Origin of the sequence: Janibacter hoylei PVAS-1 (assembly GCF_000297495.1) — a bacterium.
GTDB classification, from domain to species: Bacteria; Actinomycetota; Actinomycetes; order Actinomycetales; family Dermatophilaceae; genus Janibacter; species Janibacter hoylei.
Genome location: NZ_ALWX01000005.1, coordinates 1 through 24162, shown reverse-complemented (window position 1 = coordinate 24162; position 24162 = coordinate 1). Strand labels below are relative to the sequence as shown.

The 24162-nt window shown below is 72.5% G+C and carries 25 protein-coding genes and 3 pseudogenes; 9 read left to right on the top strand and 19 right to left on the bottom strand.

The features are described from left to right. Positions 1–47: 47 nt before the first annotated feature. A complete protein-coding gene (locus B277_RS01510; RefSeq protein ID WP_007924356.1) occupies positions 48–323 on the top strand; it encodes an antitoxin in 276 nt (91 codons plus the stop codon). Between the two features lie 16 nt (positions 324–339). Here the strand turns inward: B277_RS01510 and B277_RS01505 are convergent, their stop codons facing one another. Then, a complete protein-coding gene (locus B277_RS01505) occupies positions 340–1362 on the bottom strand; it encodes a dipeptidase (RefSeq protein ID WP_007924355.1) in 1023 nt (340 codons plus the stop codon). Between the two features lie 76 nt (positions 1363–1438). Between B277_RS01505 and B277_RS01500 the strand changes: the two genes are divergently transcribed. Continuing rightward, positions 1439–2473 (top strand): P1 family peptidase, encoded by a 1035-nt coding sequence (locus B277_RS01500; RefSeq protein WP_007924354.1) that lies wholly within the window; start codon positions 1439–1441, stop codon positions 2471–2473. Here B277_RS01500 and B277_RS01495 read toward each other — a convergent pair. Next, a complete protein-coding gene (locus B277_RS01495) occupies positions 2457–2996 on the bottom strand; it encodes a hypothetical protein (RefSeq protein ID WP_156811707.1) in 540 nt (179 codons plus the stop codon). The two genes, B277_RS01500 and B277_RS01495, sit on opposite strands and share 17 nt — an antisense overlap. A 10-nt stretch (positions 2997–3006) precedes the next feature. On the opposite strand from B277_RS01495, the gene B277_RS01490 reads away from it, so the two are divergent. Then, a complete protein-coding gene (locus tag B277_RS01490; protein WP_040880515.1) occupies positions 3007–3477 on the top strand; it encodes a hypothetical protein in 471 nt (156 codons plus the stop codon). Here the strand turns inward: B277_RS01490 and guaB are convergent. Then, positions 3462–5009, bottom strand: coding sequence for an IMP dehydrogenase (gene guaB / locus B277_RS01485; protein ID WP_007924350.1), 1548 nt, complete (start codon positions 5007–5009; stop codon positions 3462–3464). The two genes, B277_RS01490 and guaB, sit on opposite strands and share 16 nt — an antisense overlap. Before the next feature lie 176 nt (positions 5010–5185). Here guaB and B277_RS01480 point away from each other — a divergent pair, with 176 nt between their 5' ends. Together B277_RS01480 and B277_RS01475 are read left to right on the top strand one after the other, a co-directional pair. Then, positions 5186–5488, top strand: coding sequence for a WhiB family transcriptional regulator (locus B277_RS01480; RefSeq protein ID WP_007924349.1), 303 nt, complete (start codon positions 5186–5188; stop codon positions 5486–5488). Positions 5489–5519: 31 nt separating this feature from the next. Continuing rightward, positions 5520–5765 carry an RNA-binding S4 domain-containing protein gene (locus tag B277_RS01475; RefSeq protein ID WP_007924347.1) on the top strand — a complete coding sequence of 82 codons (246 nt, stop codon included), beginning with the start codon at positions 5520–5522 and terminating at the stop codon, positions 5763–5765. 216 nt (positions 5766–5981) lie between these two features. Here B277_RS01475 and B277_RS01470 read toward each other — a convergent pair whose 3' ends face one another. Next, a complete protein-coding gene (locus B277_RS01470) occupies positions 5982–6677 on the bottom strand; it encodes an aspartate/glutamate racemase family protein (protein WP_040880531.1) in 696 nt (231 codons plus the stop codon). A gap of 97 nt (positions 6678–6774) precedes the next feature. Between B277_RS01470 and serA the strand changes: the two genes are divergently transcribed. Continuing rightward, positions 6775–7977: a phosphoglycerate dehydrogenase gene (gene serA / locus B277_RS01465; RefSeq protein WP_007924345.1), complete on the top strand. Its 1203-nt coding sequence runs from the start codon at positions 6775–6777 to the stop codon at positions 7975–7977. A gap of 22 nt (positions 7978–7999) precedes the next feature. On the opposite strand, the gene B277_RS01460 is transcribed toward serA, so the two are convergent. The 7 genes and pseudogenes from B277_RS01460 to B277_RS18590 all read right to left on the bottom strand — a co-directional run bounded on the left by B277_RS01460 (position 8000) and on the right by B277_RS18590 (position 13521). Further along, on the bottom strand, positions 8000–9484 hold the full coding sequence (locus B277_RS01460; RefSeq protein WP_007924344.1) for a hypothetical protein: 1485 nt from the start codon (positions 9482–9484) through the stop codon (positions 8000–8002). Then, positions 9481–10185, bottom strand: a complete 705-nt coding sequence (locus B277_RS01455) for an ABC transporter ATP-binding protein (protein WP_007924343.1) — start codon at positions 10183–10185, stop codon at positions 9481–9483. Before B277_RS01455 ends, B277_RS01460 begins: the two co-directional genes overlap by 4 nt. Next, positions 10182–10397: a hypothetical protein gene (locus B277_RS20125; protein ID WP_420795259.1), complete on the bottom strand. Its 216-nt coding sequence runs from the start codon at positions 10395–10397 to the stop codon at positions 10182–10184. Before B277_RS20125 ends, B277_RS01455 begins: the two co-directional genes overlap by 4 nt. Positions 10398–10490: 93 nt before the next feature. Beyond that, positions 10491–10664: pseudogene (locus B277_RS20120) on the bottom strand (PadR family transcriptional regulator); the annotation flags it as partial. A 284-nt stretch (positions 10665–10948) separates the two neighbouring features. Next, on the bottom strand, positions 10949–12550 hold the full coding sequence (gene groL, locus B277_RS01445; protein ID WP_007924340.1) for a chaperonin GroEL: 1602 nt from the start codon (positions 12548–12550) through the stop codon (positions 10949–10951). Positions 12551–12652: 102 nt separating this feature from the next. Beyond that, positions 12653–12949 carry a co-chaperone GroES gene (gene groES / locus B277_RS01440; RefSeq protein ID WP_007924339.1) on the bottom strand — a complete coding sequence of 99 codons (297 nt, stop codon included), beginning with the start codon at positions 12947–12949 and terminating at the stop codon, positions 12653–12655. Positions 12950–13089: 140 nt separating this feature from the next. After that, complete coding sequence (locus tag B277_RS18590) at positions 13090–13521, bottom strand: hypothetical protein (RefSeq protein ID WP_238539344.1); 432 nt, start codon at positions 13519–13521, stop codon at positions 13090–13092. Positions 13522–13654: 133 nt separating this feature from the next. Here B277_RS18590 and B277_RS18585 point away from each other — a divergent pair, with 133 nt between their 5' ends. Then, entirely contained in the window at positions 13655–14407 is a 753-nt protein-coding gene (locus tag B277_RS18585) for a THUMP-like domain-containing protein (RefSeq protein ID WP_238539343.1), read from the top strand. 15 nt (positions 14408–14422) lie between these two features. Here the strand turns inward: B277_RS18585 and B277_RS01430 are convergent, their stop codons facing one another. Continuing rightward, the gene (locus tag B277_RS01430) at positions 14423–15961 is read right to left on the bottom strand and encodes a DUF11 domain-containing protein (RefSeq protein WP_083853583.1); all 1539 of its coding nucleotides are present in this window, start codon (positions 15959–15961) and stop codon (positions 14423–14425) included. Between the two features lie 133 nt (positions 15962–16094). After that, positions 16095–16340: a hypothetical protein gene (locus B277_RS18580; protein WP_007924336.1), complete on the bottom strand. Its 246-nt coding sequence runs from the start codon at positions 16338–16340 to the stop codon at positions 16095–16097. Here B277_RS18580 and B277_RS01420 point away from each other — a divergent pair. Next, positions 16339–17352, top strand: a complete 1014-nt coding sequence (locus B277_RS01420; RefSeq protein ID WP_007924335.1) for a glycoside hydrolase family 3 N-terminal domain-containing protein — start codon at positions 16339–16341, stop codon at positions 17350–17352. The two genes, B277_RS18580 and B277_RS01420, sit on opposite strands and share 2 nt — an antisense overlap. A 108-nt stretch (positions 17353–17460) precedes the next feature. On the opposite strand, the gene tsaD is transcribed toward B277_RS01420, so the two are convergent. The 5 genes and pseudogenes from tsaD to alr all read right to left on the bottom strand — a co-directional run bounded on the left by tsaD (position 17461) and on the right by alr (position 22559). Continuing rightward, positions 17461–18540, bottom strand: a complete 1080-nt coding sequence (gene tsaD, locus B277_RS01415) for a tRNA (adenosine(37)-N6)-threonylcarbamoyltransferase complex transferase subunit TsaD (protein ID WP_007924334.1) — start codon at positions 18538–18540, stop codon at positions 17461–17463. After that, positions 18537–19709 (bottom strand): tRNA (adenosine(37)-N6)-threonylcarbamoyltransferase complex dimerization subunit type 1 TsaB, encoded by a 1173-nt coding sequence (gene tsaB / locus B277_RS19665; RefSeq protein ID WP_007924333.1) that lies wholly within the window; start codon positions 19707–19709, stop codon positions 18537–18539. Before tsaB ends, tsaD begins: the two co-directional genes overlap by 4 nt. Continuing rightward, a complete protein-coding gene (gene tsaE / locus B277_RS01405) occupies positions 19706–20188 on the bottom strand; it encodes a tRNA (adenosine(37)-N6)-threonylcarbamoyltransferase complex ATPase subunit type 1 TsaE (RefSeq protein WP_007924332.1) in 483 nt (160 codons plus the stop codon). Before tsaE ends, tsaB begins: the two co-directional genes overlap by 4 nt. Beyond that, positions 20185–21186, bottom strand: coding sequence for an alpha/beta fold hydrolase (locus B277_RS01400; RefSeq protein ID WP_156811706.1), 1002 nt, complete (start codon positions 21184–21186; stop codon positions 20185–20187). Before B277_RS01400 ends, tsaE begins: the two co-directional genes overlap by 4 nt. 163 nt (positions 21187–21349) lie before the next feature. After that, a pseudogene (gene alr, locus B277_RS01395) lies at positions 21350–22559 on the bottom strand (alanine racemase). 47 nt (positions 22560–22606) lie between these two features. Here alr and mgrA point away from each other — a divergent pair. Then, positions 22607–23650: an L-glyceraldehyde 3-phosphate reductase gene (gene mgrA, locus B277_RS01390; RefSeq protein WP_007924312.1), complete on the top strand. Its 1044-nt coding sequence runs from the start codon at positions 22607–22609 to the stop codon at positions 23648–23650. Between the two features lie 198 nt (positions 23651–23848). Here mgrA and B277_RS20115 read toward each other — a convergent pair. Then, positions 23849–24103 (bottom strand): annotated as a pseudogene (locus B277_RS20115) (NAD(P)H-hydrate dehydratase); the annotation flags it as partial. Between the last annotated feature and the right edge of the window lie 59 nt (positions 24104–24162).

The following is a 24162-nucleotide window of genomic DNA, read 5'->3' as shown; positions in this document are numbered from 1 at the left end:
CCCTTCGTTGTCCGTGGCGAGTACATCCCCGACCGAAGGACCGCCCCATGGCCAAGTTCAAGAACGCCGCTGTCGTCCTGACCGCCACCGAGACCGCGCGCCAGTGGGCGCGCAACAACCCCGACAAGGCGGGCGACTACATCGACAAGGCGACCGGCTTCGTCGACCGGCGCACCAAGGGCAAGTACCACAAGCAGCTGAGCGGGCTCTCCCGGACGGTGAAGAAGAACGTCACCGGCGTGGACACCGTGCGCGGGTCGGCGGTGCACGACGCCCCGCCGGCGCCGAAGGGTGACACGCCCTTCCCCGACCTGCGGATGTGAGCCGGCGCCCGCCCCGCTAGACCTCCGTGGCCTCGAGGACCCGCAGCACGTTGCCGTGCGCGAGGGCCTCGAGGTCGCTGCGGCTCCAGCCCCGCTCCCCCAGCGCGCCAAGCAGCCGCGGGTAGCTCGCGACGTCCTCGAGCCCGACCGGCGTCTCGTCGACGCCGTCGTAGTCCGCGCCGATGCCGACGTGCTCGATGCCGACGACCTCACGCAGGTGCTCGAAGTGCGCGACGACGTGGTCGAGCGTCGCCACCGGGTCGGGCACGACGCAGGTGCGTCCGAGGACCTCGTCGGCCCGGGCCGGGTTGACGAACTTCGGCACGACGTTGGCCATGACGATCCCGCCGTTGCCCGGGATGCGCTCGAGGACGTCATCCGGGACATTGCGCGGGTGGTCGCACACCGCTCGCGCGCCGGAGTGGCTGAACATCACGGGTAGACGCGTCGCGTCGAGGGCGTCGTGCATCGTCTCCGCGCTCACGTGCGACAGGTCGACGACGACCCCGAGGTCGTTCATCCGGGCGACGACCTCACGACCGAAGTCGGTCAGTCCGCCGTGCACGCGCTCGTCGGTCGCCGAGTCGGCCCAGGGCGTGTTGTCGTTGTGCGTGAGCGTCATGTAGCGGGCACCCCGGTCGGCGAAGCCCTCGAGGGTCTCGAGCGACTCGTTGATGCTGTGGCCGCCCTCCATCCCGACGAGCGCGGCGTGCCGGCCCTGCGCCCACGCCGCGTGCACGTCGGCCGCGGTCCGCGCCGAGACCATCTCCTCGTAGCGGGCGCACATGGCCGCGACGAAGTCGATCTGCTCGTGCGTCGCGGCGACGGCCGCCTCGCCCTGGAGCTCGCAGGGCACCCACACCGACCACAGCTGGGCGGCCAGGCCCCCTGCGCGCATCCGCGGCAGGTCCGTGTGCAGGTGCGGCTGCGGCTGGGCGATGTCGCAGGCGTCGAGGTCGTAGCCGGCCACCTCGCGGTGGTGCCACGGCAGGTCGTTGTGGCCGTCGAGGACGCGGATCGGGTCGCTGCTCGTCGTCATCGCTCCAGTCAACCACCGACGCAGAGGGCTATCCCCACCCCTCCCGGGCGGCCGGCTCCGCGGGCATGCTGGTGCCATGCACCCCGGAGCGCACAACGCCATCACCGACGTCCCGGGCATCCGGGTCGGCCATGCCACCCGTGACGAGCCCGGCTGGCTCACCGGGACGAGCGTCGTCGTGCCGCCCGTCGGCACGACCGGTGGGGTGGACGTGCGCGGCGGCGGCCCCGGCACCCGCGAGACCGACCTGCTCGACCCCCTCAACCTCGTCGACGCCGTCGACGCCGTCGTCCTGTCGGGCGGCAGCGCCTACGGCCTGTCCGCCGCGGACGGCGTCGTCGCGGCGCTCGCCGACGAGGGGCGTGGCTGGCCGGCCGGCCCAGGAGCCGGTGAGGTCGTGCCGATCGTCCCGGCCGCGATCCTCTTCGACCTCGGGCGGGCCGGGTCGTGGCGTCACCACCCCGGCCCGGACGAGGGCCGGGCCGCCTACCTCGCGGCGAGCGACGGCCCGGTGGACGAAGGGGGTGTCGGCGCCGGGACCGGAGCCCGCGCCGGCGGGCTGCGCGGCGGCATCGGGTCGGCGAGCGCCGTGCTCCCTTCGGGGGTGACGGTGGGCGCCCTCGTCGCGGTCAACGCGGTCGGCTCGCCGCTCTCCCCCGACGGTCGGCTGCTCGCCGAGCGCCTGCTGGTACCGGGTGAGGTCGACGTGCCCGAGCCCGATCCCGTTGCGGTGCAGGCCCACTGGGAGCGTCAGGCCGCCGAGGCGCAGGCGCTGCGGGCCGGGACGGCGACGACCCTGGCCGTGGTGGCCACGGATGCCGCGCTCGACAAGGCGGGCTGCGCGAAGCTCGCGGGTGTCGCGCACGACGGCTTCGCCCGGGCGCTCTCGCCGGTGCACACCGGGTTCGACGGCGACACGGTCTTCGCCCTGTCGACACCCGGCGGGCCGGCCGTGGACCCCTTCGCCTTCGTGGAGCTGCAGACCGCTGCCGCCGACTGCGTCAGCCGCGCCATCGTCCGGGCGGTCCTCGCGGCCGAGTCGGTCGACCGTAGGGCCACCGGTGGGGCCGAGATGCGCTCGTACCGTGCGGCGGTCAGTCGAAGGGAGTGATGTCGACGGGGGTGTCGGAGCCGTCGCTGCTGCTCGTGCGCTCGGGGACGTGGTGCCGCATCTCGCGCTTGGCCACCCAGCCGCACAGGACGGCGAGCGGGAAGCTGATGAGCGCGACACCGAGGAACTCGTCACGCATGATCAGGCCGGTCAGGGCGACGAGCACGAGCACGACGGCGAGGACGAAGGCCGTCATCCCGTGCAGGCCGGCCAGGTCGCTGCGGGTCTCGCGGGTGCGCAGCCACCGGTGCCGCAGCAGGTGGTGCACCCACAGCAGCACCCAGCCGATCGGCAGCAGCGCCATCGGCAGCAGCCCCCACTCCGAGGCGACGGAGTCCTGCAGCTCGGCGAAGACGATCACCGCGACGAGCAGCAGCGGCAGCCAGCCGACGAGGCAGACCATGCCGGCCAGCTCGAGCCAGCGAAGGGGGGGCCGACCACCGGCCGTCGGGTCCCACCGACGGCCCCGCCGGCTCGACCGCGGCTGCGGTCTCCCGCGCGGCCTGCCGCTGCGGTCGCTCACGTGCCCGCTCTTGCGCGACGACCGGCTCGTCGGCCGCGGCCCGGTCGTCGGCATCGCGGTCGTCGGCATCTGTCTGCGGGGCGGCGACTCCCCGGTCGACGGCACCGACCAGCGCCGCGAAGCGCTCGCGCTCCTCGGCCGGCGACCACCGGTCGATGCGCAGCTCGTTGCCGGCCGCGTCGACGTGGACCTGCTCGGAGGCCAGCTCCTGCCAGGTCTGACGCAGCATCGGCACGAGGAGCGCTCCGGTGCACAGGAGCCACCAGACGCCGACCGTCGGCGGGTGGAGCGGCGGGTCGGTGCGGCCCTCGACGACCATCCGGGTGAGCATCGACAGCGCGGCGGCCAGCACGAGCATGAGCACGAGGCTCACGACGAGACCGGCCACCTGGGAGATCCACCACAGGAGACTGCCCGGCGGCCCACCGATGCCCTTCGCGCGCTTCGACTCCGGCCCGGCCACGGTCAGCGGACGCTGTAGTTGGGTGCCTCGACGATCGCCTCGATGTCGTGCGGGTGGCTCTCCTTGAGGGAGGCGGAGGTGATCCGGACGAACTTCCCCTTCGCCTGCAGCTCGGGGATCGTGCCCGCGCCGACGTAGAACATCGACTGCCGCAGCCCGCCGACCATCTGGTGGGCGACCTGGGCGAGGGTGCCGCGGTAGGCGACGCGCCCCTCGATGCCCTCGGGGACGAGCTGGTCGTCGCTCGTCACCTCGGCCTGGAAGTAGCGGTCCTTGCTGAAGGACTTCTTGCCGCGGCTGCTCATGGCGCCGAGGCTGCCCATGCCGCGGTAGGCCTTGAACTGCTTGCCGCCGACGAAGATCAGCTCGCCCGGGCTCTCCTCGCAGCCGGCGAGGAGCGAGCCGACCATGACGCTGTCGGCACCGGCGACGAGCGCCTTGGCGATGTCACCCGAGTGCTGCAGGCCGCCGTCGGCGATGACCGGGACGCCGGCCGGGCGCGCGGCGAGGGAGGCGTCGTGGACCGCGGTGATCTGCGGGGCACCGACACCGGTGACGATGCGGGTCGTGCAGATCGAGCCCGGCCCGACGCCCACCTTGATCGCGTCGACGCCGGTGTCGATGAAGGCCTGCGCCCCCTCGCGGGTGGCGACGTTGCCGCCGATGATCTGGACGTGGCGGGTCGCCGGGTCCTTCTTGAGCCGCTCACACATCTCGAGCAGCAGGCGGACGTGCCCGTGCGCCGTGTCGGCGACGAGGACGTCGACGCCGGCGTCGATGAGGGTCGTCGCCCGCTCCCAGGCGTCGCCGAAGTAGCCGATGGCCGCGCCGACGAGCAGGCGGCCCTGCGCGTCCTTGCTCGCATTGGGGAACTGCTCGCTCTTGACGAAGTCCTTGACCGTGATGAGCCCGGCCAGCTTGCCCGCGTCGTCGACGATCGGCAGCCGCTCGCGCTTGTGCTGGCGCAGCAGCAGGGTCGCGTCCTCGTGGGAGATGCCGACCGGGGCGGTGATGAGGGGCATCGGGGTCATGACGTCGCGCACGAGTGTCGTGGACCACTCGGCCACGGGCGTGAAGCGCAGGTCGCGGTTGGTGATGATGCCGATGAGCACGTTGTCACCGTCGACGACGGGCAGACCCGAGACGCGGTACTCGCCGCACCGCTGGTCGAGGTCGTCGAGGGTGGCCTCGGGGCCAATGACGACGGGGTTGGTGATCATGCCGGTCTGGGTCCGCTTGACGAGGTCGACCTGGTAGGCCTGGTCCTCGATGGAGAGGTTGCGGTGGAGCACCCCGATGCCACCCTGGCGCGCCATGGCGATGGCCATCCGCGACTCGGTCACGGTGTCCATGGCCGCCGAGATGAGGGGCGTGCGGATGGAGATCTCGCGCGTCAGGCGCGTCGTCGTGTCCAGGTCCCCGGGCGCCAACTCGCTGTAGCCGGGCAGCAGGAGGACGTCGTCGTAGGTCAGCCCCAGCTTGGCGAAGGGGTCCGGGACACCGGCCCCGGAGTCGTCACGGGTGGTCGGGTCACCGAAATCCATCTCCATATCCTAAGCCACCTCGAGGGCGTCGCTGACCTGACCATTTCCTGACCAAAGGCCGCATTTCCGGGGGGAATCCATACCCTGCAGACGACCTGCGTTGGCCTCGATCTCCTTAGGTTGTCCCTCAGGAACGCGGAGGCGACGGGGTCCCTCCACACGGCTTCTCTGGAGGGACAGACATGGGACACGACGGCACCGCACCCGGACCGGTGGCAGACCTGTGGGAGTGGCAGTTCGAGGGAGCCTGCCGCGAGACCGGCAGCGAGTCCTTCTACCACCCCGACGGCGAGCGTGGCGCCGCCCGCCGTCTGCGTGACGCCGCCGCCAAGGAGATCTGCTCCTCCTGCCCCGTCATCGCCGCCTGCCGCGCGCACGCGCTGGCCATCCGCGAGCCCTTCGGGGTCTGGGGCGGCATGACCGAGGACGAGCGTCAGGTCGTCCTCGCCGGGCGGGACATCTCCCGGGCCGGCCTCGCGGGCTGAGCGCTCCCCCTTCGCCACCTAGTCTGGTGGCGTGAGCTCTCCCGCACCGGTCCACATCCGCGACGAGTCGATCCGCCTCGGCCAGCTGCTCAAGCTGGCCGGCCTGGTGGAGGACGGCGTCATGGCCCGTGAGGTCATCGCCGCCGGTCAGGTGAGCGTCGACGGCGCCCCCGAGACCCGCCGCGGCGCCCAGATCCGCGCCGGCAGCGTCGTCGAGATGGGCGGTCAGCAGATCGAGGTCGTCACCGGCGAGGCGGAGATCGACGTCCCCTGGTGACCACGGTCCCTGCCCTTCGAGAAGCTCGCCCGCTGCGCGGACTCGCTCCTGAGGGCGCGGAGGTCGCGCAGCGACCGTCTCCACCACCCACGGCCCCTGAGGAGGTCGCGCAGCGACCGTCTCCACCACCCACGGCCCCTGCCCTTCGAGACACTCGCCCGCTGCGCGGACTCGCTCCTCAGGACCCGGAGGTCGCGCAGCGACCGTCTCGAAGGGTCAGCCCTCCGCGAGCATCCAGGTGAGCGCCTCGTCGACGTGCACGGCCGTGGTGTCGTGCAGCGGCACCGGGCAGTCGTCCTCCTCGAGCAGCAGCCCGAGCTCGGTGCCCGCGAGCACGACGCCCTCGGCGCCCCGATCGGCCATGCCCTGCATGATCCGCCGCAGTTCCTTGCGCGAGCTGTCCTTGATGATCCCGGGGACGAGCTCCTCGTAGATCATCCGGTCGACCTCCGGCCGGTCGGCCGGGTCCGGCAGGACGACGTCGATCCCGCGCCGCTCGAAGGGGGTCGTGTAGAAGTCGCCCCCCATCGTCGTCGCCGTCGCGAGCAGACCGACCCGGCGCTGGTGGGCGCCGGCCACCCGCTCGGCCGTGGCCTCGGCGATGTGGAAGAAGGGGATGTCCAGGTCCGCCGAGATGCGGTCGGCGACCGCGTGCATCGTGTTGGCGGCCAGGAGGATGCCCTCGGCGCCACCGGCGCGCAGGCTCCGGGCGGCCTCGACGAGGATGTCGGCCATCGCGTCCCAGTCGCCGGACTCGTCTGCGTCGTCGACGGCCTGGAAGTCGACGCTGTGGATGAGCACCCGGGCGCTGTGCAGGCCCCCGAGCCGGGCCTCGACCCCTTCGTTGAGACGGCGGTAGTACTCCGCCGTCGCCGACCAGCCCATTCCACCGAGGACACCCAGGAGACGCATGCCCACACCCTAGCCAGCGGCCCTGCGCCCGTGGGGCCTTGGTTCCGCATGGCGGGCGCGTGCGAGGTCGCATCGGGGGCGGGCATACCCTGCCGACGTGAAGGTTCTGCTGCTGGAAAACATCCACGAGGCCGCCCGTGAGGCGCTCACCGACGCCGGCTTCGAGGTCGAGACCCGCTCCGGTGCGCTCGACGAGACCGAGCTGATCGCCGCGCTCGAGGGTGTCGACATGGTCGGTATCCGCTCCAAGACCAAGGTCACCCGGGCGGTCATCGAGGCCCGGCCCGAGCTCAAGGCCATCGGCGCCTTCTGCATCGGCACCAACCAGATCGACCTCGACGCCGCCGCCCAGGCCGGCACGGTCGTCTTCAACGCCCCCTTTTCCAACACCCGCAGCGTCGTGGAGCTCGCGCTCGGCGAGATCATCTCGCTGGCCCGCCGCCTGACGGACAAGAACGCCGCGCTCCACGCAGGCGTCTGGGACAAGTCGGCGAAGGGCGCGCACGAGGTCCGCGGACGCACCCTCGGCATCATCGGCTACGGCAACATCGGCGCCCAGCTGTCGGTCGTCGCCGAGGCCTTCGGCATGCACGTGTCCTTCTACGACCTCGAGGACAAGCTCCCGCTCGGCAATGCCAAGAAGTGCGAGACCCTCGACGAGTTGCTCGAGACCTGCGAGACGATCACCCTCCACGTCGACGGCCGCGCGGGCAATGCGGGCAACTTCGGCGCCGAGCAGTTTGCCAAGATGCGCCCGCGCAGCCTCTTCCTCAACCTCTCGCGCGGCTTCGTCGTCGACCTCGAGGCGCTGCGCGACAACCTCCTGTCGGGGCACATCGCCGGCGCGGCCGTCGACGTCTTCCCGAGCGAGCCCAAGAAGGCGGGCGACCCCTTCCACAACTGCCTGCAGGGCATCCCCAACGTCATCCTCACCCCCCACGTCGGCGGGTCCACCGAGGAGGCCCAGCTCGACATCGGGCGCTACGTCTCCGGCAAGCTGCGCGACTGGGCGAGCACCGGTGCGACAACCATGTCGGTCAACGTCCCGGCGGTCGCGGCACCGGTCGCCGACGGCGGCACCCGCATCCTCCACCTGCACAAGAACGTCCCCGGTGTCCTCGCCCGGGTCAACACGATCCTCTCCGAGGGCGACGTCAACATCGACAGCCAGCAGCTGAGCACCAAGGGCGAGTACGGCTACGCCGTCACCGACCTGGCGAGCGGCCTGCCCGCCGACACCGAGCAGCGCCTGCGCGACCTGCCCGAGACCGTCGAGGTCCGCGTCATCGTCACGGCCTGACACTCCCTTCGCGCGAACGGGGTCACTCCCGGTCGCGGATCCGTCGAGCACCGGTGGCGCTCGGCAGCGCACGGCCCCCGACCCACGCCGCGAGGCCGACCGCGGCCAGCAGAGCCACCCAGATCCCGGCGAGCCGAGCCCACTCGACCCGGCCCAGGAGTGAGGCATTGCCGGTGAGCGTCACCGAGAGCACCGGGACAGCCGCGCCGAGGAGCAGCGCCACCGTCGTCACAACGGCGGCTGGGGTGGCCGTCTCGACGACCAGTGCCGTGCGGATGACGCGACGTGGGACCCCCAGGGCCACCTGCCTGGCCAGGTCGGCGCCTCGCAGCGAGACCTGCTCGGCGACGGCGACGAGCAGACCGATCGCGGCGAGCCCGCCGGCCACCACGGCCAGCACCTGCGCGGCGACGACCGGCAGCGAGTAGTAGAGCAGGTCGAGCGTAGGCACGCTGTAGACGATGGACCCGCCATCGGTCCGCTGCGCCATGTACTCGGACTCGATGACACCCTGCAGCGGGACGGCCAGACCGGCGACGAAGCCGACGAGGACGAGGGAGACCGCTGACCGGGAGGCCAGACCCGGCTGCGCCTGCATCCGGCGCCCCGCGAGGAGACCCACGGCCCCACCCCGACGGACCAGGACCCGGCCCACCCGGGCCGCCGTACCGGAGGCGAGCACGACGAGGGTGCACAGCCCCAGGACGAAGGTCGCGAGCACGAAGGGGACGAAGAGCCACCCCATCACCTCGCCCTGCCAGCTGTCGCCGGCCACGGGGACGAAGATCATCGCCAGCACGCAGGCCCCGGCCACCACGGCGCTGCCGAGGTAGATCGCGGCGAGCCGCGGACTCATCGGGCGCCCGTCCGGGGGCGGGGCCGACGCGAGCACCGGCGCCCGTCGGACCACACGCGGCACGAGCAGCGAGGCGAGGCACGGGATGGCGGCTGCTGCCGCCACGAGCACGAGCGGGTGCGGCCAGACGTCGAGCCCGAGCACGGGCACGGTGCCGGCCAGCTCGCCGCTCCCTCGCACCTCGTCCTCGCGATCTGCGTACTGGACCTGCAGCACGTGCGGCGCGACGCGCAGGGCTGCGACGTAGGTGACGAGACCCGGCGCGGCACCGAGGGAGCACCAGACCAGCGCCTCCGTGCGCACGACCCGCCGCACGTCGGCGAGGGTCGCGCCAGCAGCCCTCAGGGCCATGAGCCGCCGGTCGCGCGCGGGCGCCCCGACCTGCACGGCCTGGACCGCCAGGTGGGCCACGGGCAGCGCCATGACGAGGAGGGCGACCAGCACCCCAACCGAGACGTCGCGGTCCACGAGCAGCAGGCCGAGCACCGAGGAGTTGCCGACGCCCTCACCCCACTGCGACGGCACGGTGGCGGCCGCGGCCGCGAGCACCGCCCCCAGTGCGGAGCAGACGAGCATCAGGCCACGGCGCAACCGGTCTGCGGGGCCTCCCTTCGCCCCGAGCCGGGCCGCCTCCGACCACGCGAGGCTCATCGGACCGGCGCCGTGTCGTCGACGTCGAGCCGGCCGTCGCGCAGGATGACCTCGCGGTCGGCGTAGGCCGCGATGCGGGCGTCGTGGGTGACGAGGACGACCGTCAGCCCCTCCTCGGCGGCGACGTCGGTGATGAGCTCCATGACAGACTCGCCGGCGCGCGAGTCGAGCGCCCCGGTGGGCTCGTCGGCGAAGAGCACCCCCGGGTTGGTCACGAGCGCTCGCGCGAGGGCGGCCCTCTGGGCCTGCCCGCCACTCACCTGCGTCGGCAGGTCATCGGCCAGGTCCCCGATGCCGACCCGGGCCAGCCAGGCCCCGGCCGTCTCGAGCGCCTCGCCCCGCCGGCGCCCCTCCAGCAGCAGCGGCAGGGCGACGTTGTCGGCCAGGGTCAGCTCGTCGAGCAGCTGCCCGAACTGGAAGAGCACGCCGACCTGCGTGCGGCGCAGTCGCGAGCGCTCGTCCTCCGACATCGAGGTGACCGCACGGTCACCGACCCTCACCTCCCCTTCGTCCGGCCGGATGACCCCGGAGAGGGCGTGCAGGAGCGTCGACTTGCCGGAGCCGCTCGGCCCGGTGACCGCGACGAGCTCTCCCTCCGCGACCGACAGGTCGACGCCGCGCAGCGCCGGCCGACGCCCGTAGTCGTGCACGACGCCTGTCGCGTCGACGGGTAGCGCGTGGCCCTCGTGCGGTGTCGTCATCCCTGCTCCCCTTCGAGGTCGTGGACGCGCTCGAGCGCGTCCTCCATCCACCGGACGTCGGCGTCGAGGTGGCTCAGTGCGTAGTCGGCGGCGAGGACCCGGTGCAGGTCCCCCTTCGCCTCCCGCTTGTCGCGGGTCAGCGAGCGCATGCGCTCGAGGTGGGCCGCGCGCTGGCGGCGCAGGTAGGTCGCGGCGGCGTCGGGTCCACCCACGAGCAGGGCGACCGCGACCTTGGTGGCGAGCGGGTTGGCGACGTGCTCGCCGGGACCGTCCGGGGCTCCTGCCCAGGCGTCCACCTCCGCGCGGCCGGCGTCGGTGAGCTCGTAGACGAGCCGCTCCGGGCCGCTCCCCTGCTCCGTCGTCGCCTCGGCCACGAGCCCCTTGCCGGCGAGCCGCCCCAGCGCCGCGTACACCTGCCCGAAGGCCATCGGTCGCGCCGCCGGGAGCAGCTCGTCGTGGTGACGCTTCAGGTCGTACCCGTGCTGCGGCCCCCCTGCTCAGCAGCCCCATGAGCACGTGTCCGGTCGTCACGAGGGCCACTATTCACTATGTGAATAGTGGCGTCAAGGTCCCTTCGAGCAGTCAGGCCACGCCCGGTCCGACACATCAGGTGGGCGTGTCGTGCGGCATACCGACGCGTACCGAGCACGACACGCCCACCGGACTCCCCCCTCCGAGACGGGCGACCTCTCAGAGCACCGGCGGACGACGAAGGGGGCGGCGCACCGGATCGGTGCGCCGCCCCCCTTCGTGGGGTCGGACGTCAGTGCGAGTGGCCGTGGCCCTCGTCCTCGTCTTCCTTCTTGTCCACGACGAGCGTGTCGGTGGTCAGGACCATCGACGCGATCGAGGCGGCGTTGACGAGCGCGGAGCGGGTGACCTTGACCGGGTCGATGACGCCCTGGCCGATGAGGTCGCCGTACTCGCCGGTCGCGGCGTTGAGGCCCTGACCGGGGGTCAGCTCCTGCACCTTGGCGACGGCGACGTAGCCCTCGAGACCGGCGTTCTCGGCGATCCAGCGCAGCGGCTCGACGCCGGCGGTCCGCACGATGTTGGCGCCGACCTGCTCGTCACCCTCGAGGCCGAGGCTCTCGACGACGGAGACCGCGTGGGCGAGCGAGGAGCCACCGCCGGCGACGATGCCCTCCTCGATGGCCGCGCGGGTCGCGGAGATCGCGTCCTCGATGCGGTGCTTCTTCTCCTTGAGCTCGACCTCGGTGTGGGCACCGACCTGGATGACGCAGACGCCACCGGCGAGCTTCGCGAGGCGCTCCTGGAGCTTCTCGCGGTCCCAGTCGGAGTCGGTCCGCTCGATCTCGGACTTGATCTGGTTGACCCGACCGGTGACGTCGTCGGCGGCACCCTGGCCGTCGATGATCGTCGTCGCGTCCTTGGTGACGACGACACGACGGGCCTGACCGAGGTCCTCGAGACCGACCTGGTCGAGCTTGAGGCCGACCTCCTCGGCGATGACCTGACCGCCGGTGAGGATGGCGATGTCCTGGAGCATCGCCTTGCGGCGGTCGCCGAAGCCCGGGGCCTTGACGGCCGCGACGTTGAAGACGCCCTTGAGCTTGTTCACCACGAGGGTGGAGAGGGCCTCGCCCTCGATGTCCTCGGCGATGATGAGCAGCGGCTTGCCGCTCTGGACGACCTTCTCCAGCACCGGGAGGATGTCCTGGATCGTGGAGATCTTGCCCTGGTTGATCAGGACGTAGGCGTCCTCGAGGACACCCTCCATGCGCTCCGGGTCGGTGACGAAGTAGGGGCTGATGTAGCCCTTGTCGAACTGCATGCCCTCGGTGAAGTCGAGCGCGGTCTCGGCGGTCGAGGACTCCTCGACGGTGATGACGCCGTCCTTGCCGACCTTGTCGAAGGCGTCGGCGATGATCCCGCCGATGCCCTGGTCCTGGGCGGAGAGGGAGGCGACCTGGGCGATCTCCTCCTTGCCCTCGACCTCGCGGGCGATCTCGAGGAGGCGCGCGGAGACGGCCTCGACGGCCTTGTCGATGCCCCGCTTGAGGCCGGACGGAGCGGCACCGGCGGCGACATTGCGCAGGCCCTCCTTGACCATGGCCTGGGCGAGGACGGTCGCGGTCGTCGTGCCGTCACCGGCGACGTCGTTGGTCTTGGTCGCGACCTCCTTGGCGAGCTGCGCGCCGAGGTTTTCGTACGGGTCCTCGAGCTCGATCTCGCGGGCGATGGTCACGCCGTCGTTGGTGATCGTCGGGGCGCCCCACTGCTTGTCGATGACGACGTTGCGACCCTTGGGGCCGAGCGTCACCTTGACGGCATTGGCGAGCTGGTCGACGCCGCGCTGGAGGGCGTCACGGGCGGAGTCGTTGAACTCCAGTTCCTTGGCCATGTCTGTCCTTAGGTTCTTGACGAAGGGAGATGAAGCGCGACGCCCCGGCGGGCCCGGGAGAGGGCCGCACCCGGGGCGTCAGCTGTGTGTCGTGCGCAGTGCTCAGGCGAGGATCGCGAGCACGTCGCGGGCGGAGAGGATGAGGTACTCCTCGCCACCGTGCTTGATCTCGGTGCCGCCGTACTTGGAGTAGATGACGCGGTCGCCGACGGAGATGTCCATCGGGACGCGCTCGTCACCGTCGTCGTTGAAACGGCCGGGGCCGACGGCGACGACCTCGCCCTCCTGCGGCTTCTCCTTGGCGGTGTCCGGGATGACGAGGCCGGAGGCGGTGGTCTGCTGCGCCTCGATGCCCTTGACGACGATCCTGTCCTCGAGCGGCTTGATGGAAACCGACACGGTGACTCCTTCTGTGGGACGAATGTGAGTTCTGGGGCGAAGCCTGGCCGGGCGCCGTCGCGGGGGTCGTCCAACCGTGGCATCTGGCACTCGCCAGTGGTGAGTGCCAAGATCAATCTAGGACGCCATTTGGCACTCGGTCAACCCGAGTGCCAGCGAGGGTGGCGGCTGCGGATCGGGCACCCACCATGGACAATGCGCCTGTGGACATCCAGACCGTGCGTTGGCTCGCCTCCCCCGAGGGGCATGCCCACCTGCACGATCTCCCCGAGTACACGGAGGCGGAGGCCGTCACGGTCACCGACCGCCTGCGCAGGGATGGACTCACCGCCGAGCAGGCCGCCGGCCTGATGACGCAGAAGCGCCTCCAGGGCCGGGCCCGCGACAAGTTCGGCGAGTTCGCCGATGGCATGCTCTTCACCCCCGACGGCCTCGAGCAGGCCAGCCGGCTCGAGGTCGCCGCCACCCACGCCGGCCGCTACGCCGCGGCGAGCCTCGCGACGGTCCACGACCTCGGCTGCGGCATCGGCTCGGACGCAATGGCGATGAGCGCTCTCGGCGTCACCGTCCACGGCGTCGACGCCGACCCGCTCACTGCCGCCATTGCCGACGTCAACCTGCGGCCGTGGCCCGACAGCCGGGCGCGCACGGGCGTGGCCGAGGACTTCGAGGCGCCGCTGGACCCCCCTTCGCTCCCGCGCCGGCGTGTGGCTCGACCCCGCCCGCCGCACCCCGGGCGTGGCCGACCGCTCCGGGCGCACCCGACGGGTCTTCCGGCTCGACGAGATCTCACCGTCGTGGGACTTCGTGCTCTCCGTCGCCCGCGACGTGCCCGCGACCGGGGCCAAGCTCTCCCCGTCGCTCCCCCACGACATCCCACCGCTCGGCACCGAGGCCCAGTGGACCTCGTGGCAGGGCACCGTCCTCGAGTGCACCGTCTGGTGGGGGCCGCTCGTCAAGGAGGCCGGCCGGTCCGCCCGCGTCCTGCGCAAGGGGGCCCCGCCCGTCGAGGTCGACCAGCGCACCTGCGAGGAGGACCCCGGCGTCGCGCACTCCCTCGACGACACGGGCACCTGGCTCTACGAGGCCGACCGTGCGGTCACGCGGGCCGGGCTCATCGGCACCGTCACCGGCGCGGTCTCGGGCATCGAGCTCGAGACCGGCCTGGGTTACGTCACGAGCGATCAGGCGCTCGACCTCGGCCACGCCCGCCGCTACGAGGTCCTCGAGGCGATGCCCTTCACCGTCAAGGGCCTGCGCGCCTGGCTGCGCGAGCGCGGCATCACCGGGCTGACGGTCAAGAAGCGCGGGATCCGGCTCGACGAGGACCAGCTGCGCAAGCAGCTGAAGATCGGCCGCGGCGCAGGGTCCGGCGAGAGCGCGACCATCGTGCTCACGCGCGTCGGCGGCGACCAAGTTGTCCTCGTCGTGCGCCCGGCTGCTCTCGCCGACGGCTAAGTCTGCCGCCCCGCGTCAGTGGCGTCGGCTCGGCCGCATCACGCTCCACCGCAGGGCGAGCAGCAGACCCAGACCGGCCGCACCGGCGAGGACCACGAGTGCGCCGCCTGACGCGGAGTCCATCGGCCCACCGTCGGTCTGGACGACGTCAGGTGTCTCCGGGCCACCGGAGACGGTCGCCGTCGGCCCCCCGGTCGTCGTCGAGGTCGGCTGGCTCGTGGTCGCCGTCGGGTCGCTCGTCGTCGTCGACGTCGGGGTGGAGCTGGTCGAGGTGGAGGTGGTGCTCGTCGACGTGCTGCTCGACGATGTCGTCGAGGTGGAGGTCGAGGTCGTCGAGGTGGCGGTCGTCGGGCTCGCTGCCGTGACGGTGACCGGGGCGGTGTCCTCGGCGGCGACGACGGTCACGCCCTCGCCCGTCGCACTGGCCGTGTTGGTGTACGTCCCTGCGACGTCGGAGACGGTGGCCCGGAAGCTCAACGACACCGAGCCCGGGGTGTCGCCCGTCGCCGCAGGTACCTCGATGTCATCCGTCCACGTCAGGTCGGTGGTGCCCGTCGGGTCGTTCGTCGTCGCGCCGGTCGTCGAGCCCGGCACGTAGGTGAACCCGGCGGGCAGCGAGTCAGTCACCGAGCTCACGACCTGGCTCGTCGCCCCGGGATTGGAGACCCGGATCGTGTAGGTGACCTCGGAGCCGGCCGACACCTCGGACTGGTCAACCGTCTTGCTCACGGTGAGCGGAGTCGTGCCGACGGGTGAGAAGAAGGTCAGGCTCGACAGCGTCACGGTGGCGCCCTGGCTGATCTCCCGAGTCCACGAGATCGCGATGCCGTTGTCGATCCGCTCGTCGCAGCGACAGGTGTTGGGCAGCATCTCGCCTCTGCCGATCGCCTCCCACACCTGGTTGTACCCGGCCTCGATGTAGGCGGCACCGCTGCTCAGTGGCCGCATGCCCTCGACCCGCTCGGGGTTGACGGAGTCAGGCTGCGCCTTGCAGACCGGGGAGTTGCCGTCGAGGACCTGCCCGAGCCCGAAGTCGCTGTCCTGGAGGTAGCAGTCGCCACCGCGGAAGACCACGGCATCACCGGTGGTCGCACCGCCGGTGATGCGGATGTCCGTCCGGTAGGCGGTCGCCCCGGCGACGTAGGTGTCGACCTGCGTTAGCGTCGCCCCGGTGTCACCCAGACCGACCGTCGTGGTGACGGTGTAGGGACTGGCACTCGTTCCGGCCCCGGTCGGCCCGCTCTGCGAGACCGCGGTGAAGGGCTCGTAGTTGTCGACCAGGGTGGCATCGCCACCCGCCGGGACCCTCTCGGGGCCGAAGAGCCGGTCGTCGAAGGCGACGAAGGTGCCGCAGGCGATGTCGTCGTACCACTCACCCATCACGTCGCCCTCGTAGCGCACGTCGCAGTTGAGCACCGGCGAGATGTCGATCGAGGTGAGCGGTCCCCCCGACTCGATCTCTGCGGCGGACGACGACGGCGCACCGGCCACGGCACCGAACATGGTCAGGACGGCGGCAAAGAACCACCGGGACATCGACGTACGTACACGCATCGCGCCTCCACAGACGTGTGTCGTGGGACACGGTAGCGGCAACGGCGCGCCGCGTACAGGGGTCTGCGCGCCCGAGCCCGGGGCCCCCCTTCGCCCTCGCAGGTAGCGTGCATGCCATGTCGACCCGAGCCCGTCACCTGACCCGCGCCGCCGCAGGCCTCGCCGTCCTCGCCCTCGTCGGGTGCGGCGGCGGGACCGGAGAGGACCCGACCGGCTCGACGTCGTCTCCGGCGAGCTCCGGGTCGAGCACGTCGACCTCGACCTCCGCGTCGTCGTCGCCGACCTCCTCGAGCACCTCCTCACGGTCCTCGAGCTCGGCCTCCGCGACCGCGGACGGCCCGAAGGCCAGCGCCTGCGTCTCGCGGGTACGCGACGCCATGACGCCCACCCAGCAGGCCGGCCAGCTGATCATGGCCGCCATGCAGCCGGGCCCGGCGACCAGCCTCGACCAGGTCATCGGGGCGCAGGGCCTGGGCTCGATGCTCTACCTCGGCGGCTGGCAGGACCGCTCCACCGCGGCTGCCGCCAGTCAGCACCTGCAGGAGGTCGCCCCGACCGTCGACGGCACCAAGGTCGGCATGCTCGTCGCGGCCGACCAAGAGGGTGGCGAGGTCCAGCAGCTCACCGGCACGGGCTTCACCCCGATGCCCTCCGGCCTCGAGCAGGCCCAGGACGCCGACCTGCGGGCCTCGGCCCAGGCGTGGGGCAGCGAGCTCAAGCAGGCGGGTGTCAACGTCAACCTCGCCCCCGTCGCCGACACCGTCCCGGCGGACATCGGACGGGCCAACGAGCCGATCGGCAAGTGGGACCGGCAGTACGGCTCGACCCCGGTGGCCGCCGGCAAGGGCTCGCTCGCCTTCGCCCGCGGCATGCAGGACGCCGGCGTGGAGCCGACGGTCAAGCACTTCCCGGGCATCGGTCGGATCACCGGCAACACCGACCTGCAGGCCACCGGCATCACCGACTCCACGGCGACGACGAAGGACCCCTACCTCGCCCCCTTCGCCGAAACCATCGAGGGCGGGACCAAGATCGTCATGGTCGGCTCCGCCAGGTACTCGAAGATCGACGGCGAGACGCCCGCCCTGTTTTCGCAGAAGATCGTCACCGGCATGCTCCGCGAGGACATGGACTTCGACGGCGTCGTCATCACCGACGACGTCGGTGCGGCCAAGGCGGTCGCCGCGACCCCGGTGCCGGAGCGGGCGACGAAGTTCGTCGCTGCCGGTGGCGACATCGTGCTGACCGCCGACCCGAGCCAGGTCCCGACGATGGTCTCCGCGATCGAGACCAAGGCGAAGGGCGACACGGCCTTCGGCAAGCAGGTCACGGCCTCGGTGACCCGGGTGCTGACTCTCAAGGAGGACATGGGCCTGCTGCGCTGCGGCTGAGCCCACCTGCGCATTTTCCTAGGGAAATACGGCCCCACCTACGCATTTCCCTAGGGAAATACGGCCCCACCTACGCATCTCCCTAGGGAAATACACAGGCGAAGGGGGTCAGTGGGCGTGGTCGTGGTCGACGTGCACCGGCAGGCCGGTGCGCACGTCGGTCACCGGCAGCGAGCTGTCGGCCGGCAGCGAGACATCGCTCGCCGGGCGCCCCTTGAGCATCATCTGCGCGCCGAGGCTCGCCACCATGGCGCCGTTGTCGGTGCACAGGCCGGGCCGCGGGACGCGCAGCTGGATGCCTGCGTCGTCGCAGCGCTGCTGTGCCATGGCCCGCAACCGCGAGTTGGCCGCCACCCCACCACCGACCTGCAGGGCAGCGACGTCGTGCTCGGTGCACGCGAGCACCGCCTTGCGGGTGAGCACGTCGACGACCGCCTCCTGGAAGGACGCGGCGACGTCGGCCACCGGCACCTCCCGACCAGCGGCGCGCTCGGCCTCGATCCACCGGGTGACGGCGGTCTTGAGCCCGGAGAAGGAGAAGTCGAAGCGGTGGCGCTCCATGTCCTTGCGATTGGACAGCCCCCGGGGGAAGTCGATGGCGATCTGCCCGTCGCTCGCCGCCCGGTCGATGTGCGGGCCCCCGGGGAAGGGCAGCCCGAGCACCCGGGCCACCTTGTCGAAGGCTTCCCCCGCCGCGTCGTCGATCGTCGACCCGAGGCTGCGGATGTCGTGCGTGACGTCGGGGACGAGCAGCAGCGACGAGTGCCCACCGCTGACGAGCATCGCCATCGTCGGCTCGGGCAGCGGGCCGTGCTCGACGATGTCGACGGCGACGTGGCTCGCGAGGTGGTTGACCCCGTAGATCGGCAGGCCGAGAGCGACGGCCAAGGCCTTGGCCGAGGCGACGCCGACCATGAGCGGACCGGCGAGCCCCGGGCCAGCGGTCACGGCGATGCCGTCGAGGTCGGTCAGGGCCACGCCGGCCTCACGGCAGGCCCGCTCGATGGTCGGGACCATCGCCTCGAGGTGCGCCCGGGAGGCGACCTCGGGCACGACGCCTCCGAAGCGGGCATGCTCCTCGACGCTCGAGGCGACGGCGTCGACGAGCAGCTCGGTGCCGTGGACGATGCCGACGCCGGTCTCGTCGCACGAGGTCTCGATGCCGAGGACGAGTGGTGCATCCGTCATGCCTGCGTCTCCTGCGTCAGGTCGAGGGCGAGGACGAGCGCGTCGACCCCACCCGGGTAGTAGCCGCGTCGGGACTGCAGCAGCCCGAACCCGGCGGAGTCGTAGAGCCCGCGCGCCGCGACGTTGTCGGCCCGGACCTCGAGCACGAGCCGCTCGGCCCCGGCGGCCCGGGCCCGGTCGACGAGCTCGGCGAGCAGCCGGCGGCCCAGGCCGGTGCCGCGCGCCCGGGGCAGCGTCGCGATGGTCATGACGTCGCTGGTGTCACCCGCGTGGTCGAGCCCGCCGTAGCCGGCGATGCCGTCGGCGTCCTCCGCAACGACGTACTCGCGCCGCGGCCGTCCGGCGAGCTCGCCCCACCACGAGGCGAGGCTCCAGGCCTCGGCCCCGAAGAGCTCCCGCTCGTGGTCGGCGAGCACCGCGAGGTCCTGCCACCGCGCCTCCCGCAGGCGAAGGGGGGTCACCGTCGCCGTCGTCACCGGGTCCCCCCCGGCCGCGCCGGCTCCGCCGGCAGCAGCGGGCGCCACGGCATCGGGTCGGCGCAGGTAGAGCGGCTCGACGGGCATGTCCGCGCCGGCGGCGATGCGAGTGGCGGCGAGGGCCGCGAGCGCACCGGCGTCGACGTCGAGCAGGTCGACCCCCGGCAGGGTCAGGGCCGCGGGGAGCAGCTCGGGGTAGACCACGGGCCCACGGCCGATGGTCGGCAGGGCGCGCACGGGCTCGGGCAGGTCGGCCGGCTTGGTGACGGCGGGCCCCTCCTGGAGGACGACCTCCCCTGCGGTGCAGTCGTAGCGGGCCCAGTACACCTCCTTGCGACGGGCATCGGTGGCGACGAGCAGCTCGCCCTCGTGCCCGTGGGCGGCGGCGGCTGCCGCGAGCGCGTCGAGGGAGCAGACGCCGTGGACGGTGATGCCACGGGCGTGGGCGAAGGTCTGCGCGGTGACGAGACCGACGCGCAGCCCGGTGAAGGGCCCCGGCCCGGTGCCGACGGCGACGTGCGTGACCTCGGTGACGTCGGTGCCGGCCGCGGCGAGGGCGTCGACGATCATCGGCGCGAACAGCTCGGTGTGGCGTCGCGCGTCGACGGTGGTGCGGGTGGCGAGCACCTGCTCGCCGTCGTGGACGGCGACGGTGATCGCGGAGGTGGCGGTGTCCAGTGCGAGCAGCCTCATCGGTCGCTCCCTTCGTCACGCAGGTGGGCCTCGACGTCGACACCGGCCCAGCGGTCCCCGACGCCGACGACCTCGAGGGTGCGGGCCTCGGTGGCGGGGTCGGCGGTCAGGGTGATCTCGAGTCGGTCGTCGGCCAGGCCCTCGACGAGCCCTGCCCCCCACTCGACGACGGTCACCGCCTCGTCGAGCTCGGAGTCGAGGTCGAGGTCGTCGAGCTCGGCGGCCCCGCCGAGCCGGTAGGCGTCGACGTGCACGAGCTCGGGCCCCCCGACGAGCGAGGGGTGGACCCGGGCGATGACGAAGGTCGGTGAGGTCACCGCTCCCCGGACCCCGAGGCCCGCGCCGAGACCACGGGTGAGCGTGGTCTTGCCCGCGCCGAGGCCTCCGGTGAGCAAGACGAGGTCACCGGCGCGCAGCAGCGTCGCCAGGCGCCGCCCGAGGGCCGTCGTAGCGTCGGTGTCCGGCAGGAGCAGGCTCATGCGGTCTGCCCCGTGACCGCCTCGCCGGCCCGCTCCGCGTCCTCCTGGGGGTCGATGCCGCGCGGCCGCTCGAGCAGCCCGAGGATCGCGTCGGTGACCGCCGCGGGACGCTCGAGCTGGAGCAGGTGACCGACACCGGGGATGACGACGTGCTCGGCGGCGGGCAGGGCCTCGGCGAGCCGCTCGCTGTGCGCGGGCGGGGTGAGCACGTCCTTGGAGCCGGCGACGATGAGCACGGGGGTCTCGACGAGCCCCGCCAGGGCCTCGCGCACGTCGAGCTCGTCGAGCTCCGGCAGGAAGGCCCCGATCGTGTCCAGGCGCGTCCCGAAGACCATGGTGGCGACATTGCGCAGCATCTCGCGCGGCATCGCCCCGCCGAAGGCATAGCGCTGCACGGTGCGGTCCTCGACCGCGCGGCCGGCGGCCCGCAGGACCCCCCAGACGCCCTCGCGCGCACCGAGCCCGCCGAGGAAGCCGGGCCCGAGGCGGGCGATGATCCGGTCGAAGGTCCGCCCCAGCCCGAGCTGGACCAGACTGCCCCCGCCGGCACTCGTCGCGATGAGCGCCGCTCCGCTCACCCGGGCTCGGGTGAAGTCGGGGTAACGACCGGCGAAGCTCATGATCGTCATGCCGCCCATCGAGTGCCCGACGAGGACGAGCTCGCCCTCGTTCGTCGTCGCGTCGATGACTGCGCGCAGGTCCCTGCCGAGCTGGTCGATGGTGCAGTGCTCGAGGTCGCCGACCTCGGAGACACCGTGGTTGCGCTGGTCGTAGCTGACGACGCGATAGCCCTCGGCGACGAGCGCGCGCCGCTGGTGGACCCACGAGCTGAGGTTGAGCACGAACCCGTGGATGAGCACGACGGTGGGTCCCGCGGCGGGCGTCCACCCCTCCGGCTCGTCGATCTCGACGTGCAGCACCAGTCCGTCGCTCGCCGGCACCGCGAGCACCTTGTCCGCGACGAAGGGGAAGACGTGCACCCGGTCGTGGGCGGTCACGGCGTGGGCGCGCGAGCGCCGCACCGCCGATCGGCCGGCCCACCCGGCGCCGGCGATGACGACGCCCCCCGGCCGCGGCGGCGGCCAGCCCCGAGGCCGGTGGCGGCTGCTGCGCCGAGGCCCTTGTCGCCGGTCGTGCCGCCGTCAGTGTGCTGCGGGTCCATCACGCGCCCTCCAGGTAGCGGCGCGGGACACGGGGTCCGAGCCGGGTGACGATCTCGTAGTTGATGGTGTCGATGGCCGCCGCCCAGTCCTGCGCGGTCGGCTCGCCGTCGGCCTCGCGGCCGATGAGCACGACCTCGTCGCCGGCCTGCGCCGTGCTCTCGGGTCCGAGATCGAGGACGACCTGATCCATGCACACCCGACCGGCGACCGTGTACCGCTGCCCACCGACCTGCATCGGCCCGACGCCGGAGGCGTGCCGCGGTATGCCGTCGGCGTACCCCAGGGGGACGAGGCCGAGGCGGGTGTCCCCCGTCGTCGTGTAGAGGTGGGCATAGGAGACGCCCTGGTCGGCGGGGCAGTCCTTGACGTTGATGAGCCGGGCCACGACGCGCATGGCCTCGCGCAGGCCGAAGTGGGTCGGGCCGCCGATGTGCGGCACCGGGCTCAGCCCGTAGAGCGCGACGCCCGGGCGCACCATGTCGAAGTGCGACGACGGGTTGGTCAGCGTCGCCGCGGAGTTGGCCAGGTGGCGGATGCGTGGTCGCAGCCCCGCCCGCTCGGCGTCGGCGAGGATCGCGACGAAGGTCTCCTGCTGCGCCCGCACCGTCGGGTGGTCCGGCGCGTCGGCGTAGGCGAAGTGGCTGAAGATGCCCTCGACGTCGAGCACGCCCTCGGCCTCGAGCCGGGCGGACTCGACGAGCATGCCGGCGAGGTCGTCGCGCCAGGCACCGCCACGACCCAGGCCGGTGTCGACCTTGAGGTGCACGCGGGCGGTGCGGTCCGTCGCGCGGGCTGCGGCCGCGATCTCGGCGAGCGCCCACGGGGCGCCGGCCGAGAGGGTGAGGTCGGCGCGTACGGCGGCGGCGAGGTCGGCGCCGGGCGGGAAGAGCCAGGTGAGGATCGGCGCCGTGACCCCCCGCGGCCCGGGCGGCGAGCGCCTCGCCGAGCTGGGCGATCGCAAGGTGCGTGGCGCCGCCGGCGAGCGCGGCCTCGGCGACCGGGACGAGGCCGTGGCCGTAGGCGTCACCCTTGACGACCGCCATGACGGCGGCATCGCCCGCGAGCTCGTCGAGGCGGGCCACGTTGTCGCGGATCGCACCGAGGTCGATGTCCGCCCACGCCGAGAGGCCGACCGTGGACGCATCGCTCGGCAGGACCGAGGGGGTCGCGACGGACGGGAGGGCGGTGTGCGGGGTCGAGGTGTCCATGGGCACCCAAGGAGTCTAGGACGGCGAAGGGAGGCAGACTGGCAGGCATGACCTACCGCACCGACGACTACCAGGCCGACCGCACCCGCTACGACGCCACGGACTACCGCCGGTGCGGGCGCTCGGGGCTGCTGCTGCCCCCGATCTCGCTCGGGATGTGGCACAACTTCGGGGACGCGGAGCCGCTCGCGACCCAGCGCGCCGTGCTGCGGCGCGCCTTCGACCGGGGCGTCACCCACATCGACCTGGCCAACAACTACGGCCCGCCCTACGGCGCCGCGGAGCGCAACTTCGGCACGATCTTCGCGCAGGACTTCCGCCCCTACCGCGACGAGCTGATCCTCTCGACCAAGGCGGGGTGGGACATGTGGCCCGGCCCCTACGGTCGGGGTGGCGGCTCGCGCAAGTACCTCCTCGCCTCGCTCGACCAGTCGCTGGAGCGGATGGGCGTCGACTACGTCGACATCTTCTACAGCCACCGCTTCGACCCCGACACCCCGCTCGAGGAGACGATGGGTGCGCTCGATGCCGCGGTCCGCGCCGGCAAGGCGCTCTACGTCGGCATCTCCTCCTACGGCCCCGAGCGCACCCGCGAGGCGCACGCGATCCTGCGCGAGATGGGGACTCCGCTGCTCATCCACCAGCCGTCGTACTCGATGATCAACCGCTGGATCGAAGACGAGCTGCTCGACACCCTCGACGAGCTGGGTGTCGGGACCATCGCCTTCACCCCACTCGCCCAAGGCCTGCTGACCGACAAGTACCTCCGCGGCATCCCCGAGGACTCGCGCGCCGCGCGCGAGGGCACCGGTATCGCCGACCAGCTGACCGACGACAACCTCACGCGCATCCGCGCGCTCGACGCCATCGCCCGGGAGCGGGGCCAGACCCTCGCCCAGATGTCGCTGGCCTGGGCGCTGCGCGACGAGCGGGTCACCTCGCTGCTCGTCGGCGCCCGCACCGTGGAGCAGCTCGACAACAGCCTGGACGCGCTGGAGCGGCGCGACTTCACCGACGCCGAGCTCGACCGCATCGACGACCACGCCGTCGACGGCGGGGTCAACTGGTGGGCGGAGTCGGCCGAGGGCTGACGGCTCAGGCCGTGAGCAGCCGCGCGACGGTCGCGCCGAGGGCGTGCGCGACGTCGAGCGCGCGCACGGGGGCCCCCGGGGTTGGCGTCGTGCGCCGCCCGACCGTGGACGAGCGCGGCGAGCGACGCGGCCTCGGCGGGGGTCGAGCCCGCCGGCGAGCAGCACCCCGGCGAGTCCGGCGAGGACGTCGCCCGACCCGGCCGTCGCCAGCCACGCCGGGGCGTCGTCCTGCACGTGTACCGGGCCGTCCGGGGCGACGACGAGCGTCGTCGCCCCCTTGAGCAGCACGGTCGCGCCGGTCAGGCCGGCGAGCATCCGCGCGTGCTCGAGCGGCGAGCCCTCGACCTCCTCGCGGGTGAGCTCGGTCGAGCGCCCGCGCAGCCGGGTGATCAGCCGCGCGCACTCCCCCGCGTGCGGCGTGAGGAGGGTGGGCGCCGCGCGCGGCCCGGTCACGAGGTCGAGGCCGCCGGCGTCGACGAGCACCGGCAGGTCGGAGGCCAGCGCCGCCCGGG

What these genes read in the sequence shown, in the direction of transcription:
- guaB (WP_007924350.1), bottom strand. Translation starts at nt 5,009, where the DNA reads ATGGAGATGGATTTCGGTGACCCGACCACCCGTGACGACTCCGGGGCC.
- B277_RS01500 (WP_007924354.1), top strand. Translation starts at nt 1,439, where the DNA reads ATGCACCCCGGAGCGCACAACGCCATCACCGACGTCCCGGGCATCCGG.
- B277_RS01460 (WP_007924344.1), bottom strand. Translation starts at nt 9,484, where the DNA reads ATGAGCCTCGCGTGGTCGGAGGCGGCCCGGCTCGGGGCGAAGGGAGGC.
- B277_RS01430 (WP_083853583.1), bottom strand. Translation starts at nt 15,961, where the DNA reads ATGCGTGTACGTACGTCGATGTCCCGGTGGTTCTTTGCCGCCGTCCTG.
- tsaB (WP_007924333.1), bottom strand. Translation starts at nt 19,709, where the DNA reads ATGAGGCTGCTCGCACTGGACACCGCCACCTCCGCGATCACCGTCGCC.
- B277_RS01455 (WP_007924343.1), bottom strand. Translation starts at nt 10,185, where the DNA reads ATGACGACACCGCACGAGGGCCACGCGCTACCCGTCGACGCGACAGGC.
- mgrA (WP_007924312.1), top strand. Translation starts at nt 22,607, where the DNA reads ATGACCTACCGCACCGACGACTACCAGGCCGACCGCACCCGCTACGAC.
- B277_RS01505 (WP_007924355.1), bottom strand. Translation starts at nt 1,362, where the DNA reads ATGACGACGAGCAGCGACCCGATCCGCGTCCTCGACGGCCACAACGAC.
- B277_RS18580 (WP_007924336.1), bottom strand. Translation starts at nt 16,340, where the DNA reads ATGGCGTCGCGTACCCGCGAGACGCAGGCGCTGGCCTTCGGGCCGTCC.
- B277_RS01510 (WP_007924356.1), top strand. Translation starts at nt 48, where the DNA reads ATGGCCAAGTTCAAGAACGCCGCTGTCGTCCTGACCGCCACCGAGACC.
- tsaD (WP_007924334.1), bottom strand. Translation starts at nt 18,540, where the DNA reads ATGACGGATGCACCACTCGTCCTCGGCATCGAGACCTCGTGCGACGAG.
- tsaE (WP_007924332.1), bottom strand. Translation starts at nt 20,188, where the DNA reads ATGAGCCTGCTCCTGCCGGACACCGACGCTACGACGGCCCTCGGGCGG.
- groL (WP_007924340.1), bottom strand. Translation starts at nt 12,550, where the DNA reads ATGGCCAAGGAACTGGAGTTCAACGACTCCGCCCGTGACGCCCTCCAG.
- B277_RS01420 (WP_007924335.1), top strand. Translation starts at nt 16,339, where the DNA reads ATGACGCCCACCCAGCAGGCCGGCCAGCTGATCATGGCCGCCATGCAG.
- B277_RS01480 (WP_007924349.1), top strand. Translation starts at nt 5,186, where the DNA reads ATGGGACACGACGGCACCGCACCCGGACCGGTGGCAGACCTGTGGGAG.
- B277_RS01470 (WP_040880531.1), bottom strand. Translation starts at nt 6,677, where the DNA reads ATGCGTCTCCTGGGTGTCCTCGGTGGAATGGGCTGGTCGGCGACGGCG.